Annotated in this window: 20 protein-coding genes; 7 read left to right on the top strand and 13 right to left on the bottom strand. The window is 58.8% G+C overall.

All coding sequences use genetic code 11. The features are described 5' to 3' along the window. Positions 1-7 precede the first annotated feature (7 nt). Complete coding sequence (locus tag ACM5SV_RS14280; RefSeq protein WP_222014122.1) at positions 8-2146, top strand: beta-galactosidase; 2139 nt, start codon at positions 8-10, stop codon at positions 2144-2146. Positions 2147-2529: 383 nt separating this feature from the next. On the opposite strand, the gene ACM5SV_RS14275 is transcribed toward ACM5SV_RS14280, so the two are convergent. From ACM5SV_RS14275 to ACM5SV_RS14240, 8 genes are all read right to left on the bottom strand, one after another. Continuing rightward, positions 2530-3174, bottom strand: coding sequence for a hypothetical protein (locus tag ACM5SV_RS14275; RefSeq protein ID WP_012758094.1), 645 nt, complete (start codon positions 3172-3174; stop codon positions 2530-2532). A 568-nt stretch (positions 3175-3742) separates the two neighbouring features. Further along, complete coding sequence (locus ACM5SV_RS14270) at positions 3743-4081, bottom strand: slr1659 superfamily regulator (protein ID WP_012758093.1); 339 nt, start codon at positions 4079-4081, stop codon at positions 3743-3745. Positions 4082-4088: 7 nt separating this feature from the next. Then, on the bottom strand, positions 4089-4649 hold the full coding sequence (locus ACM5SV_RS14265) for a slr1658 superfamily regulator (protein WP_012758092.1): 561 nt from the start codon (positions 4647-4649) through the stop codon (positions 4089-4091). A 3-nt stretch (positions 4650-4652) separates the two neighbouring features. Then, positions 4653-7013 (bottom strand): SpoIIE family protein phosphatase, encoded by a 2361-nt coding sequence (locus ACM5SV_RS14260; protein WP_113548060.1) that lies wholly within the window; start codon positions 7011-7013, stop codon positions 4653-4655. Continuing rightward, positions 7010-8182 (bottom strand): class I SAM-dependent methyltransferase, encoded by a 1173-nt coding sequence (locus ACM5SV_RS14255; protein WP_113548061.1) that lies wholly within the window; start codon positions 8180-8182, stop codon positions 7010-7012. The genes ACM5SV_RS14260 and ACM5SV_RS14255 overlap by 4 nt, the downstream gene beginning before the upstream one ends. Beyond that, complete coding sequence (locus ACM5SV_RS14250) at positions 8179-8688, bottom strand: hypothetical protein (RefSeq protein WP_113548062.1); 510 nt, start codon at positions 8686-8688, stop codon at positions 8179-8181. Before ACM5SV_RS14250 ends, ACM5SV_RS14255 begins: the two co-directional genes overlap by 4 nt. Before the next feature lie 74 nt (positions 8689-8762). Next, complete coding sequence (locus ACM5SV_RS14245) at positions 8763-10418, bottom strand: putative bifunctional diguanylate cyclase/phosphodiesterase (protein WP_222014121.1); 1656 nt, start codon at positions 10416-10418, stop codon at positions 8763-8765. Between the two features lie 221 nt (positions 10419-10639). Next, on the bottom strand, positions 10640-11518 hold the full coding sequence (locus ACM5SV_RS14240) for a LysR substrate-binding domain-containing protein (RefSeq protein WP_012758087.1): 879 nt from the start codon (positions 11516-11518) through the stop codon (positions 10640-10642). A 130-nt stretch (positions 11519-11648) separates the two neighbouring features. Here ACM5SV_RS14240 and ACM5SV_RS14235 point away from each other — a divergent pair, with 130 nt between their 5' ends. Next, on the top strand, positions 11649-12035 hold the full coding sequence (locus ACM5SV_RS14235) for an ectoine synthase (RefSeq protein ID WP_003541014.1): 387 nt from the start codon (positions 11649-11651) through the stop codon (positions 12033-12035). 174 nt (positions 12036-12209) lie between these two features. On the opposite strand, the gene ACM5SV_RS14230 is transcribed toward ACM5SV_RS14235, so the two are convergent. Together ACM5SV_RS14230 and ACM5SV_RS14225 are read right to left on the bottom strand one after the other, a co-directional pair. Then, positions 12210-12707 (bottom strand): DUF4168 domain-containing protein, encoded by a 498-nt coding sequence (locus tag ACM5SV_RS14230; RefSeq protein ID WP_041935548.1) that lies wholly within the window; start codon positions 12705-12707, stop codon positions 12210-12212. 227 nt (positions 12708-12934) lie between these two features. Beyond that, positions 12935-13603 (bottom strand): TetR/AcrR family transcriptional regulator, encoded by a 669-nt coding sequence (locus ACM5SV_RS14225; RefSeq protein ID WP_012758085.1) that lies wholly within the window; start codon positions 13601-13603, stop codon positions 12935-12937. 123 nt (positions 13604-13726) lie between these two features. Between ACM5SV_RS14225 and ACM5SV_RS14220 the strand changes: the two genes are divergently transcribed. The 5 genes from ACM5SV_RS14220 (at position 13727) to ACM5SV_RS14200 (ending at position 16712) form a co-directional block, all read left to right on the top strand. Further along, complete coding sequence (locus tag ACM5SV_RS14220; RefSeq protein ID WP_012758084.1) at positions 13727-14266, top strand: GFA family protein; 540 nt, start codon at positions 13727-13729, stop codon at positions 14264-14266. After that, positions 14259-14558: a DUF6958 family protein gene (locus tag ACM5SV_RS14215; protein WP_113548066.1), complete on the top strand. Its 300-nt coding sequence runs from the start codon at positions 14259-14261 to the stop codon at positions 14556-14558. The genes ACM5SV_RS14220 and ACM5SV_RS14215 overlap by 8 nt, the downstream gene beginning before the upstream one ends. 224 nt (positions 14559-14782) lie before the next feature. Continuing rightward, complete coding sequence (locus ACM5SV_RS14210) at positions 14783-15475, top strand: type 1 glutamine amidotransferase domain-containing protein (protein WP_222014119.1); 693 nt, start codon at positions 14783-14785, stop codon at positions 15473-15475. A 160-nt stretch (positions 15476-15635) separates the two neighbouring features. Continuing rightward, positions 15636-16049, top strand: a complete 414-nt coding sequence (locus ACM5SV_RS14205; RefSeq protein WP_222014118.1) for a GFA family protein — start codon at positions 15636-15638, stop codon at positions 16047-16049. 219 nt (positions 16050-16268) lie between these two features. After that, positions 16269-16712, top strand: coding sequence for an SRPBCC family protein (locus tag ACM5SV_RS14200; protein WP_222014117.1), 444 nt, complete (start codon positions 16269-16271; stop codon positions 16710-16712). A gap of 73 nt (positions 16713-16785) precedes the next feature. On the opposite strand, the gene ACM5SV_RS14195 is transcribed toward ACM5SV_RS14200, so the two are convergent. The 3 genes from ACM5SV_RS14195 to ACM5SV_RS14185 form a co-directional block, all read right to left on the bottom strand. Then, positions 16786-17718: a hypothetical protein gene (locus ACM5SV_RS14195; RefSeq protein WP_222014116.1), complete on the bottom strand. Its 933-nt coding sequence runs from the start codon at positions 17716-17718 to the stop codon at positions 16786-16788. Positions 17719-17894: 176 nt separating this feature from the next. Beyond that, positions 17895-18068 carry a hypothetical protein gene (locus ACM5SV_RS14190; protein WP_165402045.1) on the bottom strand — a complete coding sequence of 58 codons (174 nt, stop codon included), beginning with the start codon at positions 18066-18068 and terminating at the stop codon, positions 17895-17897. A gap of 256 nt (positions 18069-18324) precedes the next feature. After that, positions 18325-19215: an SDR family oxidoreductase gene (locus ACM5SV_RS14185; RefSeq protein ID WP_222014115.1), complete on the bottom strand. Its 891-nt coding sequence runs from the start codon at positions 19213-19215 to the stop codon at positions 18325-18327. Positions 19216-19245 lie beyond the last annotated feature (30 nt).

Raw genomic sequence — 19245 nt, 5'->3', positions numbered from 1 at the left:
CATCACCGTGTCCGACAAGACCGCAAGCCTTTCCGTATGGAACCCCGTCAAGACCGACCGCTTCCTCGTCGGCGCCCCGCATTATCCCGAACATGTGGATGAGAGCTACTGGGAGCGCGACGCCGAGCGCATGGCAAAGGCCGGCTTCAACGTGGTCAGAATGGCCGAATTCGCCTGGCATATTCTCGAACCGAAGCTCGGCACCTTCGATTTCGATCTGTTCGACCGCGCCATCGCCATGCTCGGGCGCTACGGCATCGACACGATCATGTGCACGCCGACGGCAACACCGCCGCGCTGGCTGACCGTGGCGCATCCAGAGATTCTAAGAGTCGACGGTAAGGGCCGGCCGATGAGCCATGGCTCGCGGCAGCACTGCGACACGGCAAGCCCGGTCTTTCGCGAACACAGCCGGCGCATCACCAAAGCGATGGCCGAGCACTATCGCGACAATCCTTTTGTCGTCGGCTGGCAGACCGACAACGAGCTGAACACCAGCATGCCGGAAAGCTTTTCCAAGGCGACGCTCACCGAATTCCAGGCCTTTCTCGCTGGCAAATACGGCGAGATCAGCAAGCTCAACACAGCGTGGGGCGGCGATTTCTGGGCGACGGCCTATGACAGCTTCGACCAGGTCGTGCTGCCGATCGAGTTCGGCCCGACCTTCCCGAGCCCCGGCCATCTGCAGGATTATCATCGTTTCCTCGCCTTCTCGACGGCGCGCTTTCAGCACGACCAGGTGGAGATCCTACGCGCCGTCAAATCCTCCTGGTTCGTCTTCCACAATCTCGGCGGTCTCCGGGATATCGACTTTCGCGGCCAGTTCACCACCGATCTCGATTTCGTCGGCTACGACATCTACCCGATGCTCTACGACGAGTTCCAGCGGCTCGGAAACCACGCCAAGGTCCAGGCGCTGCATCTCGATATCTGCCGCGGTTTTTCCGGCAACTATATCGTTCCCGAGCAGCAATCGGGCTTCGGCAGCCAGCCGGGTTTCTGCACGCTGACGCCGGAGCCGGGCGAACTGCGCCGCATGGCACTTTCCTCGGTCGCCCATGGCGCTGACGGGTTGATGTTCTTCCGCTGGCGCCCGGCCCATTTCGGCGCCGAGATTTACTGGATGGGCATCATCGACCACGACGACGTCGCCCGCCATCGCTATGACGAGGCGAAGCGCTTCGCAACCGAGATGACCGCGCTGGCGCCCAAGATCCTCGGCACCTATGTGCGCATGGATGTCGGTATTGCCGGGTCCGATTTCGACAATCAGGAAGCCCACAAGACCTATCCGATCGGCCTGCCGAGCCCGCAGGACGATGCGATCCTGCTGCACCAATATTGCTACGACCGCGGCATTGCCTGCGGCTTCATTCATCCCGAGGACGATCTTTCCAAGCTGAAGCTGCTCTATGTCCCCCACTGGGTGATGTGGAAGGACGAATGGACCGAAAGGCTGAAATCCTTCGCCGAGCAGGGCGGCACCGTCGTCATCGGCGCGCGCACCGGTACCCGCAACGAAGACAACCACGTCATCCGCGAGACCGCTCCCGGCACCTCGCTGTCGCAGCTCACGGGCGTGCGCGTCGAGGATTTCGGCCGTCTCGCCGCCCCCGGCGCCAACGGGCTCTTCGACGTGATGGAACGTTCCGGCGGGCTTGTCATTCCACCGAACAAGCCGGCGGAATCGCACCGGCGTGAGCGCCGCTTCAAGATCGGCAACCGCGAACTGGTCGGCGGCTATTTCTATGAAAACCTGGCGATCGCAAGCGATGTCGACGTGGTCGCGGCCTGGTCCAACCGCTATGCCGAGGGCCAGCCGATGGCGACGTCGCGCAAACTCGGCAAGGGGCAGGTGGTCTATGTCGGCACCTATCTCACCCCGGATCTGACGGCAGCGCTTGCCGAGCGGCTGTTTGCACCCGTCGGCATCGAGCCGCTGATCGGAGAGCTTCCCGAGGGCGTCGAGGTGACCATGCGGATGAACGAAGAGCGCCGGCTGCTGTTCATCCAGAACTACACCGACCAGCCGGCCGCCATCGGCGGCGTTCCCACTGGCCGTGATCTCCTCGATGACGAAAAGCCCGTTGCCGGTAGGCTCGATCTCGAAGGCTACGGCTGCGCGATCATCGAGCTCGCTGAGTGACGCGGCTTTCACGTACAAGGCAGGGGCCGCAGGCCGGCCTCTGTCCGATCAAGGCGGGTTCGCGAACGACAGATGGTTCTCAATACAGCGACACCATCGCCCGAAAACGGGATCGGTCGACGGCGATGACGTTGTCGAGACACGAAAAACGTGACCGCAGACCTGAAACGAATTATCCGAACGCTCGAAGGCTCATCACGACACAGGGACTTTGAGGTGGTGGGTGATCGACCGCCATCTTGGAGCAATTCGAGCAAAGGGTTCTGCGTCTGAAATTGATAAAAAAAGAGCATCTCCGTACTCAAACAAAACGGAAATGCTCTTCGTAGTTTAGTGTGGAGCCATACGTGTCGGCTCCACACCGCTCGCAACTGATTTATCGGCTATTCGTCTGATGTCGCCGGCGCAGCGTTCTCCAGAGAGGTGCGGATTTGATCGATCTTCCCGTTTGCGTCGCCAACCCCCAAGATGGTTTTGGCCTGGCTCAGAACCGCCGGACTGACTTCACCGGTTTTCGTGGCAGAAGCCAATGCGTCCTCCAGCGCCTGATCTCCCAACAGAGGGTCATCGGCTGCGGGCTCGATTCCATTGTCGAGTTCATACTGGGCATAAGCCACGGCATAGGCCGCGATGGCCGTCATGCGTGGGTCCGACGTATGCATCAACGCCTTGTAGTTTCGCTTCAAGGAGTTCAGGCCCGCAAGTTGCGCCGACAGGTTCTTTTGTTTGGTGCTGACTTTGGTCTCGTCTGCCTTGACGGACTTGGACTTGCTTGCCGCCTCGGTGGATTTGCCTTTCACGCCTTGAGATTTGGAGTTGCCATGGGTTGAACCGCTACCCTGGCTGCTGCTGCCATGGTTGCCGCTGTTTCCACTGCCGCCGTGACCGCCGCCATTGCCCCCACCGTTGCCGCCACCGTTTCCACCGCTCTTTGCCTGTGCGGTCATGTCGATTCCGGCAATCGTTGCCGGGCTTGCTGCAAGAGCCAGCGAAAGCGCGGCCAGGGACGCTAAGGTTGCTATCCGCATTGTTTTCCTCCAAGTCGGATCAAGCGCCGTGCAGATGCACGGCTTGAACAGATACGAGAGGTTAGACGGCGATCGCGCGTTGCACATCGGACCGAGGTCCGATGCCGCTCCCGGCAATGGTCCTACACGGCTTCATATACTTAACGATTCCTGGTCGGAACGGCCGACGGAACGGGAAGGCGGGAGACCGAGGAACCGGGGCGACATTCTCCCTAGGTGTTTAGTCCGGTCGGACCCGAGGCTCTCTGGCGCATTTTCGATATTCTAGATGTTAATTTGCCCCCGGGACCGGGCAGTCCAGGTCCCCCTCATTGCACTTCAGGTAAACCTTGAGCGCTTCCGTGCGGCTTTGAGTCGGGCCGTCGTGGCACGAACTGTTGACGAACGGATAGGCGGTATCTCGGCCACACCTTGGCATAACTGGAAGCAGCTCGCCGATCCGGTTCTCAATCAATTCCCATTTAAGGATTTGTGCAGGAGCCGCAGGTCCGTTATCGAAAACATGTCGGCTTGATGCAGGACGCCTCGCTGAGTTTCACGAGAGCGTCGAACGGCATTGGATAGAGAATCACGCCAAGCGCAAATCGAGAAGCGGGTGTAACTTCTTGAGATTCGGCAGCGATTTCGCTTGCCAAGGATATTGGCTGGTGCCTTTGACGACGAGCAGGAGGTCGCCCATCTTTCTGGCTTCAATCGTCAGCTTGGCCAGGAGATTTATGCCGGAGGAATTGAGGAACTCGAGACCCGTCAGGTTGAACGTCACCTGCTTGTGCCCCTCATGGAGCAGGCCTGATATCAACGAGTAAATGGGGGCATAGGCGTCCGGTCCTGCCAGCCGGAATACGCCATCGAAATAGACCTCGTTTTTCTCAGCCCATACGCGGAAGTTTTCGTCGCTGATTTCCATTCTTCGCTCACAGATTGGAGGAGGGCGGCATCGCCACGGCTGCAGTCGTCGTCAGTATGATACGCTGGTTATCTTTCCCTTCGAATGCCCATGCCATTTTTGCATCGTAATCGCTCAGAAGGGTCAACAACCCCAAGCCCGAACCGCTTTCTGCCGATATGGCATTGGTTTCGATTTGCTCAATAAGAAGTTCCCCGGGGTCCCTCGATTGAAGGCGATGCAGCAGTTGCTGAAAGCGAGAGGATGTCACGCCATCGATCGTGTTTTTCACCCTTATTAAAAAAGTACCGTCGAATATGCCGGCTTCAATGAGGATCTCCCCAGGCTGTCGAAACTTGACGGCATTTTCGATCAACTCATTGCTGAGATATCCGATGTCATGATGCGCCTGCACGTAGTCTTTCCTTGAACGTGAATACCGCAGAGCCATGACTTCCGCTATAAAGTCCGAAGTCATTCCGGAGTGCTTCCAACCAAGCTGAAGCGGTCCGTCGCTTAACTTGAGGCGAGTGCTTGAATCCAGGCTTATGCCCGCCAGAGATTCGATACCATATACCGTTGGCGTCATGTCTCACCTATGTCGCACTGCGAGAAGCGTGATGTCGTCGTAAATCTTCTGCGATCCAATGAAGAGCATTAATGTCGCTATAATTCCGGCGACGACTTTCTCAGCGCTCTGGTCCTTCAAGCGCAGTGCTTCGCGGCACAGACGTTCTATGCCAAAGAGTTCTCCAGCGTCGTTTTCGGCTTCTGTTACGCCGTCCGTATGCAGGAGTATGAGGTCGCCCGTCTCGAAGGTTATTTCGCGGGTTTTAATAAAGGCAGAAATATCGGCTTCCAGCCCGATCGGTATACCCAGATCCATGGTGTCTATGCGCTCGACCTCGCCGTTCGCCCGCACGACGACAACTTCCTCGTGTTGTCCCGACAGGATCATCTCTTTGCCGTCATAGTCAAGAAACGCCAGAGTGAGATGCTTGTCGATTTTGGTTCTCACTATGTTTTTGAACAGGGCGCTGTTCAGGTCTGTGAGAAATTTGACGGCATCGGTGTTTCCTGCTTCCTGCAGGGCGCGGGCGACGGACTGAACCATCAACATCAGCACGCCGCTTTCGAGCCCGTGTCCGGTGACGTCGCCGATGCCAATCTTCAACCGATTTCCGCTCTTCAATACGTCGTAATAATCGCCGCCGACTTCTTCTGCAGGTCTCATATAGGCTGCGATCTCAAGGGCCTGAAACTCCTCAAGCTCCTGGTGCAGCGGAAGAACCATGAGCTGGATCCTCTCGGCGACGGCCAGCTCTGTTCCGAGACGTCTATTTTCTCGCTGGAGCTGTGCGTTCAGCGTCGAAATCTCTTCCTTTGCATCTTCGATTTGAGCTGTTCGCTCTTCGACAAGCTGCTCGAGATTTTCCGTGTGATAGCTGATCTGTTCGGCCATCCGGTTGAATGCTTCACCAGCCTCGCCGACCTCATCTTTGCTTGTTATGGCCACCCTGACCGAATAATCCTTCGCCTGAATCCGTTTGGCGGCATCTGCAAGTGCACTAATTCCGCTCGTTATTCGTTTCGAAGCCGCAATTACTGCTATAGCCACAACAAGCAGTGACATTAGGATCGCCAGGATTTGGTAGATCACGATCCGGTTGGTAGCTTCCGAAATTTTGGCTTGGGCCGCATAAAGGGAGGCCTGGATTTCTCGTTCAGGCACAACCACTCCAAGAGACATCGCCTCTTGCCGAACCGGGCCGCTGGACCAAAGATTGGTCGCGGGGAGTTTCTTGACGATAACGATATAGGGGACCTCGTTACCCTCCTGCTGCAACAACAAATGTTGGATGCCCAGTTCGCGATCAAGGGCCAGTTTTGCAATCGCAGGCTGGGAGCTTCCCTTCAGGGAGCGCTCCAGTCCGGTCACTCCGCTTCCGCTCGCATCGCTCGCAGAACGCAGACCGAGCGTTTTTTCGCCTGTGCTGTTGATCGCCACAACGTTTCCGTCGGACATTGCGAGAAATCCAAAGCCGGACTGAGCCACTTTCACATTTTCAACAGTCTGCGCGAGCTGGTCGAGTGTGATGTCCGCGCCAGCCGTCCCGGCGACATTCTTCCTGTCGGCTGTCCATAGTGGTTGAAAGAAAGAAACGATCAGTTTCCCGGTAATGGCGTCCGTATAGGGCGCTGTCTGGGTTATATCGTCCGCGACCGGTCGCGTTTTCATATCCTTGGCCCAGCCCTGCCAGGACTCATAAAGTCCGGGAAAAAAGAAGTCCCAGAAATTGGCCTCGTTATGACCAGGATAAAGGCGGTCGAAGGTCTGAGCCTGGTCGGTATAAGGCGCCGTTCTGAAGATTGGTCGTTCTTTCGATCCGATGTAATACATCTGCAGCTTTGAGGCCCCGTGCTGCAGCAAGCTCGGTGCGACAAGGTCCAGAACCGCGCTGGTCTGGATATCGGTCTGAACGTCGGGTCTCGGGTTGTGGTCTTCTCCGAGCAAGTAACTCCAGACGCTGACAACTGAGACTGAGCCCGGAGCGTTCTGAGACCAGTTCGCCTTTTGATCGTAGGACAGGCTGACGCTGCCGGGAGACGTGCGGGCGATCGCCGCGCCGACATCGGAATTACGCTCGGGATCGTCGATCTGCGCCTGGAGTACACCCGCCAAGGTGCTGACGTCGTTGTGAACCTGCCGCAGGAGCAAACTCACCTGTGCTGCGGTGGAATCGGCGTATGTGCGGATGTATTCCTGGCTTGCTGCTTCAAGACCCTGTCCGACTTCGAGCGTGGCGTCGCGCGACAGCCTCTGAACATTCCAAAGCGCCAGTCCACCGCTGACCAGCAGATCAAAGAGGACAGCTCCACCGACGACCAAGATGAACTTTGCCCGAAATGAGCCTAATCTTGCCGGTCTCTTCGACGAACTCTGGTCCATCACAGCGGCTTTCGGCCGGAAGCTGCCCAGATCGGCCAGCCTGCATAACCCTTGGGATGAAGAGCAGCAAAGACATGATCTTTGAATCCTTGCCGGAACCTGCGAATGAAATCTGATGAGTCGCCCCGTCGAACGGCCATCTCACCCGCGTAGACATTTTCCCATGCTTCGATGATGTCTGCGAAGTCTTGGGGATCCCCATCAAGATTCGTGACCATAAAGGAATCGACCTTGATGTTATCGAAGCCCGCGTCGGCGAGGAGGTGGCGGCTTTTCGGCCCCATCTCGACATCCATGTCGAAGTGCTTGAACAGTTTGGCGACTTCTTCGTAAGTCCATTTTATGGATTCAGCATGTGGCTCGCCCAGACAATGCGAGTTTTTTTCGTTGGTGATGTAGACACGGCCGCCAGGCTTGCAGATGCGGTAAAGCTCCCTGAGCAGCATCTCGGGCCGGTCGAAAATCTGCAGCGAATGCCGGCAGGTCACAAAGTCAAATTGATTGTCTCGCAGTAGCATTTGGGAAGCGTCGCCATAGGTGTACTCGATTCCCTGCAGATCGAAGTCGGCCGCGACCCTGCGAGCATATTCGAGGCTGCGCACGGAATGATCCAGCGCGACAAGGCGTGCCGGTCTAAATTCCCGTTGAACCAGGGCGGCGAAATCACCAATTCCGCAACAGATATCCGCGATGACAAGACCGCTGCGCAGGCCGTGGCGAGGCAACAGTTCGCGTTCGTGCCTCCATGTCATTTTCGTCTGGGTGCGCAGAATGGGAATGAAAGTCTCATCCTCGACAAAGCTCTGGCCCGGATAAAACGCCGAATCGTAGACTTCGACCGATAGGCTTGGTTGTGATGCCGACAGCGTTTGGAATAGCGAGGTCGACCATGCCACCACGCTCGACGTAATGATGACGATCTTCCGTTCCGGTCTGATCCGGCAACTTGCCGCGAGTATATCGGCCAGGGCCGCGAAGGCAGTCATGTTGATGTGTGTCAGACGTTTGACATTGACGTAAACGACCCCGCTGTATTTTTCTAAACTTTGCTGCACCAGCCTGAGGGCGTCGGTGATTTCAGCGGCGCTTTCGGGGCGCATCTTGCCAGACAGCAACAGCTCTTGATTTGTCGGATCAAAATGAACAGTGAAGGGTAGGGGAAGCAGGGTCATTGGAAGTCCTCGGTCGAGGGGAAATCCGCAATGATTTGAATCCCTTGTCTGCCGTCTTTCTCAATTCGGATCGTGGCGCGGAATATTGCTGCCAAATCACTAAGCAAAACCGTCCCGTCGGATTTCATCACCACGTATGCAGAGCCGGCGCGGGGGACAGGCTGGTGTTCGCTTGCTCTTGCACTCGTGTGCTCTGGGCTAGATGCTTCCTCGCACGGAAACGTAATTCTCAGCCGATTGAATGTGGAATTCCGGTAGAGACTGAAACTGATCCTTCCCAACTCGCTCGTCGAACGGAAAGCAAGTTCGATGAGCTCGTTCGTCGCGACGGAAAGAAAATTGGAATATCGAGCGGGATCGCTGTGACCTTGGCCGAGAATGTCTGAGAGATATTCCGTAATCTTGTCGCAAAACTGCCATCGGGATTTGAACATCGCAACGTTCAGTTCCAGCGATACCATCGGCGCAAATGCATGGTCATCGAAGCTAGCTGCTTCCTGTTCCAATACACCCTCCCTTCTGTTGCCTGGGGCGTCAGGTTGATGCATGCGTAGCTAAAGGCACGGCGAAAATCGGTTGTTCACTGTGGTAGCGCCGGGCTTACGGCTGTTTCCGCCCGGGTGATGAATTCGCCAATCGCCTGGACCGGAAGCGGCCTGCTGATCAAATAGCCTTGAAGTCTGTCGCAGCCTACACTGCGCAACCATTCCGCCTGACCTGGCGTTTCAACTCCTTCGGCTGTCACCCGCATGTCGAGGTCATGTGCGAGGTTAATGATGCAGCGGACGATTGCCTGGCTTTTCAGATCGCTTTCGAGGTCGGTGATAAAGTATTTGTCGATTTTGATCGTGTCGAAAGGGAATGTCTTCAGATAGCTGAGCGAAGAATATTCGGTCCCGAAATCATCAAGCGAGATTCGTATCCCTAGCACGTTGAGCGTATTCAGTGTGTCGATATTGTTGACGGTCCGCTCAAGCAGCACGCTTTCGGTTATCTCAAGCTCCAGACGGTCGGGCGGCAACCCGATCAAGTCCAGCGTCTGGGATACCCGATCAGTGAGGCCGCTCGTCAAGAATTCCGCCGCGGACAGATTGACAGCGACGATGTAGTTTTGCGGCCACTTCATCGCCTCGCGACATGCCTGCTCCAAAACCCATGCGCCTATTTCCGGCATCATTCCATCGGCCTCGGCCATCGGAATAAATGCCGCTGGTGGGATTTTTCCAAGGAGAGGGTGGTGCCATCTGAGCAATGCTTCGAAGCCGACTATGCAGCCACCCTCGGCGATGGGTTGGTACTCGACAGAGAATTGCTGTTGGACCAACGCCATGCGAAGGCTGCGGCGCAGCAGTTCGCGTTGTTCCAGCAATGCAAGCATCGAGGGATCAAACGGTTTCGCGCGGCCGCGTCCTTCCTTCTTCGCGGCATAGAGTGCGACGTCCGACGCCTTCATTAGCTGCTCCGGGCTTGTACCGTCCGGAGGAGAAGCAGATATGCCGATGCTGGCACCGACAAACAGTGCGATGCCATCTATCGTGAAGGGCTTTTTGAAAGCATCAACCAAGACTTCTGCTAGCTGATGCCCTTTGGCGGGATGTCCCGGGCCCATGGAAATGACCGTGAATTCGTCGCCGGCCAGTCGATAGGCTCTGTCATCGCTGGAAAGGCACGCTTGAATGCGGCTTGCAGCGAGCTGAAGAAGCTTGTCGCCAGCCGGATGCCCAAGCGTGTCGTTCACAGGCTTGAAATCATCAAGGTCGAGTTGCATCAGAGATAGAGCTTCATCCGAGCCCTCCGTCTCCTGTAAGGACACAGCGAGATCCTCACTGAACTGGCGTCGGTTCGGCAGTCCAGTGAGCGGATCGTGGGTGGCCAGATGCAAAAGGGTTGCGCGCTCATCGTCGATAGTCTCCTCGGACCGAACCACGGCAAACAGATCTCCGATCCGATAGATCGTCAGTCCGTGCGACGCTGGCGTGCCAAGATCACCCGATATTCGCAAAGGCTGGGCACTGTCGCCCAATGAACGGAGGGCGAGCGTGATCGCCGATTTGTCCAATTCCGGAAAATGCTCCCAAAACGACGCTGCTGGTTTGACAGAGGCAGGCAGCTCATTGCCCAACAAATTCTCGACGGGATTGAAGTCGCGGTCAAAGAACAAAAGCCGGTCGATCGAGCTCGAAGCTTTTGCCTCCGTTTGTCCGAGGGCCGAGCGGGCCGCACGAATTTTCCGCATGTCCGAGGCTCTCCCTAGTCGCATGTCATAACCAGATATCGTAGCAAATCAGCTCCAACACAACTTGTGCACGCCAAGATTTACATTAGGCATTTCTGATTAACAATCCCCAACTTCTGGCCAATTCGCGCACAGACGGGCTATGCCACGCCTTTATTACCGCGACCCATTTGCACCCATTGTCTCGGCGTCGACCCTTCGATGGGCTGCGGACGCGGGATCTACGCGCCCGATCTGCACTCCGTCATGAACCAGTCGATAAAGCGGCGCACCGGCTTTTTCGCCCAGCTGTTCGATATGACATAATAGCCGTGGTTTTCTGCCGTCGCGACGCCGGAAAGCACCAGCAGATCGCCGCGTTCGATCTCGCGGCGGAACACCTCGACGGGGCAGAGCGCCACACCGTGGCCGGCGATTACGGCCGTCGCCAGCATGTTGAAATCCTGGAATATCGGGCCTCGAAGCGGCCCTGGCGCTTTCTGGCCGGCCTTGCGGAACCACTCCTTCCAGCCATCGACGGATTCGTCGTGCAGCAGATCGGCGCCGGCGAGCGAGACGTCATCGATCGTCCAGTTGCGTTTGGCAAGGTAATGGCCGCTGGCGACGGGCTGGTTGCGGCGCGAGAAGAGCAGGCGGCTTTCCCTGCCGCCGCTCAGATCCTCGCCCATGGTGATCAGTACGTCGAGGCTCTCGTCGTCGAGGCGTTCTTCGGCGCGGGCATAGACGATCCTGACGTCGAGATCGGGGTCGCTTTCCTGGAAGGAGGGCAGGGCGGGGACGAGCCAGCGCGATGCGATTGAGGGAATGCAGCCGACGGTGATGGCGCGCATGTCGTGATCGCGCCGCATATTGCCGGTCGCATGCGCGATCGCCGCCAGCGATCCGGAGACGGCCCGGTAATATTCGCCGCCGGCTGCGGTCAGCGTAATACCGCGGCCCGCTTTCTGCAGCAGCTTGCGGCCGAGCCAGGTTTCCAGATGCTTTATCTGATGGCTGATCGCCGCGTGGGTAACGTGCAGCTCGTCGCCGGCTTTCGAAAGGCTCATCAACCGAGCCGTGGCTTCGAAAGCACGCAATGCGTTTAACGGCGGCAATTGCATTTGTAAAATTTCCTCACAGATGATGCAGAAATCATCATTTGAAAATGCCAGCCATTTCAATAGCTAAATGTTGCCGGCGATGAAAATGAATCATCGCCATATCTTCAATTATTTATCACGGGAACCGGCGATGTTCGTTAGAAATCTGAAAGAGGTGGAGCTCACCGAGCGTTTCGTCGACTGGGGCAACGGCACGAGCCACCGGCTGCTGACCAAAGACGACGGCATGGGCTTTACCGTGTGCCATACCGTCGTTCGCGCCAATAGTGAGGCCTTGCTTCAATACCGCAATCACCTGGAGGCCTGCTATTGCATCAAGGGCGAGGGCGAGGTGGAGGATATGGACGGCAACGTCTTTCCGATCCGCGCCGGCGATATCTACGTGCTCGACAAGCACGACCGGCATTATCTGCGCGGCGGCAAGGATCAGGATCTCGTTCTCGTCAGCATTTTCAACCCGCCGCTGACAGGCACCGAACGGCACGACCTGAACAATAAGAGCGGGTCGCAATACTGAACCAGAGCACGATGCCGAAAAGTGTAAGCGGTTTTCGGACGACGTCCTATTCTAGCCGATCTCTTCGTCGACTGCCGAGATGGAAAGCAGAGCCCGGCAATTGGCGGGCTCTGCTGCCGGCGCGAACGGCAAGACATCCGCAGCCTGTTCATGGCGACTTAAGCGCTACACTGCCTATTGCTGCGGCTGCTGCTGCCCCTGCTGCGGCTGCTCCTGGCCCGGCGGCGGCGTGCCTATCTTTTCCAGAACCTTCTTGGCCAGAGCCGGGTCGCTCTGCGCGGCCGTCAGGATCGACGAATATTCCTCGACAGAGATGTCGGGAGAGGCTTGGACGGTATCGACCATCTGCTTCTTGGCCTCCTCCTGCAGCTGTTGCTTGGTAGTCTCGTCCTTCGTCGCGCCGATCTTGGCCGAATATTCCTGTCTGACCTTGTCGACCTGCAGATAGGCAACGGCGAAGGCTTCGATTTTCTGATCGCTGACGGCTGCCGTCGGACCGTTGCCGCCGGGCTGTCCCTGCATCGGCGGCTGCGCCTGTGCCGGGGGCTGCGCTTGTGCCGGCTGCTGTTGCGCCTGGGCCATGTCGACAGCGGATGCCGGGCTGAAAGCAAGCAGACTGAAGACTGTCGCGCTCAATGCTGCGACAGATGTGTAACGAGTGATCATATTCATTCCTCTTCAAGTGCATGATTTGATTGGCAGCAAGACCGCCTCGGTCGATCGCTCAGCCACTTAAAGGCCGGGCGAGGTCGCGACGATGGAACCTTTAAGAGGGCACGGTGCGGCGGTAACGGGGCGATTTGCTGACGATTGAGCGGCGGCTTTGTGACCGCCGGCCTGTTGGCACGTGCGGAAAATTCAAGTCATTGCCGCTGTGATACCCGGACTTTCGGTGGCGTTCACCGCTTCTCTGGATGCAGAAATGCCGCCAGGAACGTGGTGACGGCCCCCTCGGCGTGGCGGTGAATCTGCTGCTTCGTCGGGATGGCCGCATCGCCCAGCATCATGACCCGGTTGACGGGGTCGGCCATTACCAGCCAGTTGAACTGTGACGCGGCCACCGTTGCATCGGAGAACTGCAGCAGCTTCTTGCCGGCCAATTGTTCGAAAGCGCTGCCCATGACCTCGAGCGCCCGTGCAGGCCCGCGCGCGTAAAGCAGCTTGGCGAGTTCCGGGAAGCGTTGCGCCTCCGCAATCACGAGCCGGCGCAATTGCATCAGCCCGGGCGTCAGGACGATGGTGAGCTGGCGGACGGCGTAGTCAAGGAGGTAGGCTTCCAGCTGAGCGCGATTCTCCACCTGGGGGAGGCCGGTGTGAACGGCGGTATCTGCCTCGCCCATCATCTGGGTGAGCACCGCGACGAACAGTGCCTCCTTGCTGGAGAAGTGTTTGTAGACCGTCTGCTTGGACACGCCGGACCGACTGGCGATCTCGTCCATACTGGCTCCGGCATAACCGGTGCTCAGAAAGACTTCGGCCGCGGCACCGACGATCGCCGCCTGTTTGCGCTCTGAACGAGTGCCAGCCCGCCCATGGGCCAGGTCGGCTTCCATACCCGGTATCAACATTCTCGATCTCCGCTCCAACCCTACTTGACACGATCAAACTGAACCGTCTAGTTCTTATAACGGAACCAAACGGTCTAGTTTGATTTTGCGGCTATCCAGCGATCCTCAACAGCGAGCGATGTCATGAACAACAAGACAACCCATCTGACCTGTGCCTGCGGAACCTTTCACCTCGAAGTGCGCGGCGCCCCGATCATCAGCGCGGAATGCCACTGCAAGAGCTGCAGTGACGCGGCTGGCAGGCTGGAGTCGCTTCCCTTGCCGAAGGCGATCCGGACGATCCATGGCGGTACGCGTTACGTGCTTTATCGCAAGGATCGGATCAGCCTTTTGGCCGGAACCGAAAACCTGCAGGAGTTCCGCCTCGGACCCAATGCTTCAACGCGACGTGTCCTGGCGTCCTGCTGCAACACGCCCATTTTTCTGGAGTTCAAGGGCGGCCACTGGCTTAGCTTCTACGGCAATCTCTGGAAGCAGGACGAGCTTCCACCCCTCCAATTGCGCACGATGACCCAGAATGTGCCCGATCGCGCGAGTGTGCCCGATGACGTGCCTTCCGGCGCACTGGCGACGGCCGGCTTCTATGGCAGACTTCTCACCGCGTGGATTGCGATGGGCTTCAAAGTCCCCGACATCACTGTCAAAGGAGCTATCGATGCCTGACGACGAAAAAATCCTCATTGAAAGCATAACCTCGCCGCACCATACGGAGCGGGTCAACAAGGCCAAATACATGGCAATGCGCCACGCTTTGCTGGCCGCACTCCCCGCGCAGGCACCCGGATTGACTGTGGCAGAGGCAAATATCGCCATCCTGCCGCACCTCTCCGAAGTCGAATTCCCCGGCGGTTCCAAGGCCGGATGGTGGTTGAAGGCCGTTCAGTTGGATCTGGAAGCCAAGGGCATCATCCGGCGTGGGCCGGGAAAGCCGGTCAGGCTTTTCAAATGCCTTTGATACACCTGTCGGCTCAGCCCAGCGAACGGATGTCGCGGGCGACCTCCGTTGTCTGGTTAGGCTTCGGCTAAAGCAATTCTAGCAAACGCCGCGCGGGAGAGCTTGTTTCGCAGCGCAGCCGCTCTATGTCCTCTCCCGTTTCAGCATGAGATTGCAGGCAGTATTTCACCGTAAATCCGGGTGCCGACGGCGTTGTCCGCCGGCCGGCTTGAAGGAGCTGAGCAATGAAAATTCTCATGGTTCTCACATCGCATGATCAGTTGGGAAACACCGGCAGGAAGACGGGATTCTGGCTCGAGGAGCTTGCTGCTCCTTATTTCGTTTTCCGCGACGCCGGGGTCGATATCACACTCGCTTCGCCGAAGGGCGGCCAGCCTCCGCTCGATCCGAAGAGCAATGAGCCGGCCTTCCAGACGGAAGACACGAGACGGTTCGAACGAGACGCGGCCGCAATGGGGGCGCTCGCCAACACGCTGAAGCTGTCCGACATCAACCAGGCGGACTATGACAGCGTGTTCTTCCCCGGCGGGCACGGTCCGCTTTGGGACTTGACGAACGACCGCAATGCGCTGTCGCTCATCGAGGACATGCTTTCGGCGGGAAAACCTGTGGCGCTCGTTTGCCATGCACCCGGTATCCTGACGAATGTGAAAGCGCCGGATGGAAAGCCCATCGCCAAGGGCCGGGCCGTCACGGGATTCACCGATTCGGAAGAAGAGGCTATGCATCTGGTCGAAGTCGTTCCCTATCTGCTCGAGGACGTGCTGAAAGAGCAGGGCGCAAAGTTTTCGAAGACGGCGGATTGGGGTGTGCATGTCGTCCAGGACGGCCTGCTGATCACCGGCCAAAACCCGGCCTCGTCAAAACAGGGCGCCCGGACGTTGCTTGATGCCTTGAGAAAGCAGGCCGCGGCTTAAGCGCTTCAGCCCTTGGAAACGATTGCTGCCCAGGGAGGTCGAGATTTCCTCATTCGGCTTGTGCCAACCCCCGGTCGCAGGCGCGTCTCGACGACGTCTGCGCACGACGGGAGGCAGAGCCAATCGCAAACGTTCGAACACAGGATGGGAGGCACGGGAGATGACCAGGAAATATACGGGGCAATGCGCCTGCGGCGCAGTGAGATTTGCCTTCGACACCGACCCGAACTTTGTCGCCAACTGCCATTGCCTGGACTGCAAGAGGGCGACGGGCGGCGAGGCCGCCACGTTCTTCGCCCTGCCGCAGGACGATTTCACCGTGATCAGCGGCAGTCCGAAGGCGTTTCATTACATCGCCGATTCAGGCAAAGGGCTCGACCGCAACTTTTGCCCCGATTGCGGCGCCCGATTGTTCAGCAGCAACCTGGAGAGCTTCCCCGGCCTCGTCTTCGTGACGCTGGGCAGCCTCGACCGGCCCGAACTGATCAAGCCGGGGGTCGAAATGTTCACCCGGCGGCGGCTCGCCTGGGCAAGGCCGCTCGATCTTCCGCAGTTCGATGGTATGCCTGGCTGAGCGGCGATACCCCTAAAGCGCGTCGCAATCTTTCAGATTCGCTGCTTGCGCTTTAGGTCTTTGTTTCCGCGCATATCGTTATCGCAAAACCACTGGGCACTTTGCGCGACATGCTCTGGAGCAATTTTTCTTGAAGAAAAATTCGATCCGGTGTCGGATCGGCCAAGCCACGCCCGTCCTAGGTTCGTCCATTCCGTAAATCCAAAAAGGATCACGACCATGCCGAGTACCATACGCCTGCACCGCGTTCTGGCGACCAGCCCGGAGAAAGTCTATCGCGCATTCCTGGAGGCGGACGCGCTTGCCAAGTGGCTTCCGCCGAACGGCTTCCTCTGCACCGTGCACCATTCGGAGCCGGTTGTCGGCGGCACGTTCAGAATGTCATTCCGCAACTTCACGACGGGCAATAGCCACGCCTTCGGCGGCGAATATCTCGAGCTCGTCCCGGGCGAACGCCTGCACTACACCGACAGGTTTGACGACCCCAATCTGCCTGGTGAGATGGAAGTCACCGTGACGCTAAAGAAGGTTTCGGTCGGCACCGAGGTGGATATCGTGCAGGCCGGCGTGCCTGATGTCATTCCGCCCGAGGCTTGTTATCTCGGCTGGCAGGAGTCGCTGCGAAACCTCGCCAAGGTCGTCGAACCAGACATCCAGGAATAGCACAAGATTGCGCCGGCCGGGCGACAAGCGCTGGGCATTTGGCGCGCGGCATTGGTGCCCGACATTGGCGACATCAATCAATCCTCATGCCGCGTTTGGCCAGGGCGTTGCGGGCGGCCGCAGCGCCCCAGTCGTCGGAAAGGTCCTGCCCGTCGATTTCGGTTTCGGCGATCGGCGTTGCACGGATCAGCGGTACGGGGCCGAAAGGCAGGCCGTCGATGCGCCCGGGGTCGCGGCTGAGCATGATGCGGGTCATGGGGCGGTAATCCTCGGTCAGCCGGCAGAACAGAATGCAGCCGTGCTTCTCGACGTCACGGGCGACGCGATAACCGTCTGCCACGAGGTCGCCGATGTTGATCAACAGGTTCGCCCAGTTTTCGATCCCGGCCGCCTCCAACGTCGCGGCGTCGAATTCCATGAAAAGCTCGCATTCGACGCCGTTCTCCGGCTCGGATATGCCGGCCCAGGGGGTCGACAGCCCGTCGGTAGCAAGTGTCAGCCTTCCCGGCGCATGGATGGCGAGGATGCGGCGATGCGGGCCGAACCATTTTGTCTGGGCGTGAATGTTGGCCGTTCCGCGCTCAGCGGCAAAGTCCTCCTGCACTGTACCGCGGCTCTGCCAGAAGGCGCGCCGGACAGCGGCGGTGGTTTCGTAGATCGGGTCGTCAGGCCCTCGCGGCACGATCGTCCGGTCATAGCTAGTTTCGAGCGTGATCTCTCCCCGCATGAAGGGAAACTTCGGCTTCTTCCACTGGATTACTACCTTGTTAAAGCGGGGCACCCCTGATTCCCCCAGCTTTTCGATGACATCCGAGATGATATCGAGCGGATGCCTGGAGGCCTCCGGGACATAATTTTCCTCGGCATCGCGGTAGCCGCCCGTCCGGGAGGAATGCCCCGCCTGCATCGTGGTGGCTGTCCATTCGCCGCTGACCGCGCCCGCCGGCGCTTTGCCGAGAGCTGGCGCAAGTTCCCGGATCGCATCGTCAATCGAATAGGATGCCACGTCGCCCCTCCACCTTCGCCCAAAGATTGTATCCCCCGCGCCCGGTCGGCCGCGAGCAGAAGCTAGCGCTGAGGCGTCGCCGATCAATAGCGAGGTGGATGGCGTGAGCAGGGGAGGCGCCCAGATCCCTGGGCGCAGGAGAATTCTTTACTTCGGTGAGGTGAGGCCTGCGGCGCTTATTTGGTTCCGTCGTTCGGCCGCGCCTTGGCGCTGTCGTTGCTGGTCGACGAGGCGGTTTTTCCGTCCGGTTGCTGCCCGAAATATGTGCCGCCGAGATGGCCGCCGGCGCTGGTGTTCCTCACCTGCCGTTCGGCGCGTTTCTGAAGTTCACGAGCGTTGGTCTTGCTCATTTTTCGGCTCCATGTTTGAGGTGGACCTCTGATCAACCGATGGCGGACGACACGGTTCCATATTTCCTGCCGGCGCGGTGCCCTTTGCGCAGGCAGCGGGTTTGAGGGAAACGCTCACTCACCCGCCGTCGGCGCCCCGCTTCGCTGCCGCGCACCCGATGGGACTGCCGCTGGTTCTCCTCACGAGCCAAGCCGGCAGGCATTTCCGTTTTCTCCAGTGACGGAAATGCTCCATTTTTATATGTGGACACGGTTCCTACCCGCCGAAATAGGCGGGATGATCGATATCGGCGAGGAGGCCGGGCTGTTGCGGCTGCCAGCCGAGCAGCGTTCGGGCATGCTCGCTCGATGTCGGGATGTCGATGCCGGCGAACATGGCGAACCAGCCGAAATGCTCGGCCGCTTCTTCCCGTGAGAGCGAGACAGCGGGCACATCGAGCCGCCGGCCGATGACCTCGGCGATCTGCCTGAAGGCAACTCCCTCTTCGGCGACTGCCAGGAACGGGCCGCCGACGGCGCCGCGCTCCAGCGCCAGGCGATAAACCCGGGCGGCATCGAGCCGGTGCACGGCCGGCCAGCGGTTCTGCCCTTCGCCGATATAGGCCGAGACACCCGTGCGCCGGGCCAAATCGATCAGGATCGGCACGAAGCCGTGGTCGCCATGGCCATGCACCGAGGGCGGGAGCCGGACGGTGGAGGCGCGCACGCCACGCGCGACAAGCGATACCGCGGTGATTTCGGAGGTGCGAGGGTAGGTCTCCGACGTCGGCATGGGCGGATCCTTCTCGGTGCCAACACGTCCGGGGGCAAAGCCGAGACCGGCTGTGACCAGCAGCGGACGATCGGAGCCCTGGAGGGCTTCGCCGAGCGCCTCGATGGCGCGCCGGTCGGCGGCGCAGTTTTCGGCGAATTTCGAGAAATCATGGTTGAAAGCCGTGTGGATCACGGCGTCCGCCTCAGCCGCACCGCTCTTCAGACTTTCGAGATCATCGAGCGTACCGCGATGGACCTCGGCCCCGGCGGCAGTCAGTTGATCCGCTCCCTTGTCCGAGCGGGTGAGCCCGAGCAGCTGATGGCCGGCGGCAACCAATTCATTGACGACGGCTGAGCCGACCCAGCCGGTGGCTCCAGTGACGAATACGCGCATCTGATATCTCCGTTTTTGCTGGAGACACAT

It is taken from the genome of Rhizobium sp. CRRU65 (assembly GCF_048551595.1).
GTDB lineage: Bacteria > Pseudomonadota > Alphaproteobacteria > Rhizobiales > Rhizobiaceae > Rhizobium > Rhizobium leguminosarum_J.
Note: the sequence above shows the minus strand (reverse complement) of the source record. Positions and strands in the feature narration are given on the sequence as shown.

Excerpts from the sequence above, each read along its gene's own strand:
- ACM5SV_RS14275 (WP_012758094.1), bottom strand. The coding sequence starts at position 3,174 with ATGCGGATAGCAACCTTAGCGTCCCTGGCCGCGCTTTCGCTGGCTCTT.
- ACM5SV_RS14270 (WP_012758093.1), bottom strand. The coding sequence starts at position 4,081 with ATGGAAATCAGCGACGAAAACTTCCGCGTATGGGCTGAGAAAAACGAG.
- ACM5SV_RS14265 (WP_012758092.1), bottom strand. The coding sequence starts at position 4,649 with ATGACGCCAACGGTATATGGTATCGAATCTCTGGCGGGCATAAGCCTG.
- ACM5SV_RS14255 (WP_113548061.1), bottom strand. The coding sequence starts at position 8,182 with ATGACCCTGCTTCCCCTACCCTTCACTGTTCATTTTGATCCGACAAAT.
- ACM5SV_RS14245 (WP_222014121.1), bottom strand. The coding sequence starts at position 10,418 with ATGCGGAAAATTCGTGCGGCCCGCTCGGCCCTCGGACAAACGGAGGCA.
- ACM5SV_RS14240 (WP_012758087.1), bottom strand. The coding sequence starts at position 11,518 with ATGCAATTGCCGCCGTTAAACGCATTGCGTGCTTTCGAAGCCACGGCT.
- ACM5SV_RS14235 (WP_003541014.1), top strand. The coding sequence starts at position 11,649 with ATGTTCGTTAGAAATCTGAAAGAGGTGGAGCTCACCGAGCGTTTCGTC.
- ACM5SV_RS14230 (WP_041935548.1), bottom strand. The coding sequence starts at position 12,707 with ATGAATATGATCACTCGTTACACATCTGTCGCAGCATTGAGCGCGACA.
- ACM5SV_RS14225 (WP_012758085.1), bottom strand. The coding sequence starts at position 13,603 with ATGTTGATACCGGGTATGGAAGCCGACCTGGCCCATGGGCGGGCTGGC.
- ACM5SV_RS14220 (WP_012758084.1), top strand. The coding sequence starts at position 13,727 with ATGAACAACAAGACAACCCATCTGACCTGTGCCTGCGGAACCTTTCAC.
- ACM5SV_RS14215 (WP_113548066.1), top strand. The coding sequence starts at position 14,259 with ATGCCTGACGACGAAAAAATCCTCATTGAAAGCATAACCTCGCCGCAC.
- ACM5SV_RS14210 (WP_222014119.1), top strand. The coding sequence starts at position 14,783 with ATGAAAATTCTCATGGTTCTCACATCGCATGATCAGTTGGGAAACACC.
- ACM5SV_RS14205 (WP_222014118.1), top strand. The coding sequence starts at position 15,636 with ATGACCAGGAAATATACGGGGCAATGCGCCTGCGGCGCAGTGAGATTT.
- ACM5SV_RS14200 (WP_222014117.1), top strand. The coding sequence starts at position 16,269 with ATGCCGAGTACCATACGCCTGCACCGCGTTCTGGCGACCAGCCCGGAG.
- ACM5SV_RS14190 (WP_165402045.1), bottom strand. The coding sequence starts at position 18,068 with ATGAGCAAGACCAACGCTCGTGAACTTCAGAAACGCGCCGAACGGCAG.
- ACM5SV_RS14185 (WP_222014115.1), bottom strand. The coding sequence starts at position 19,215 with ATGCGCGTATTCGTCACTGGAGCCACCGGCTGGGTCGGCTCAGCCGTC.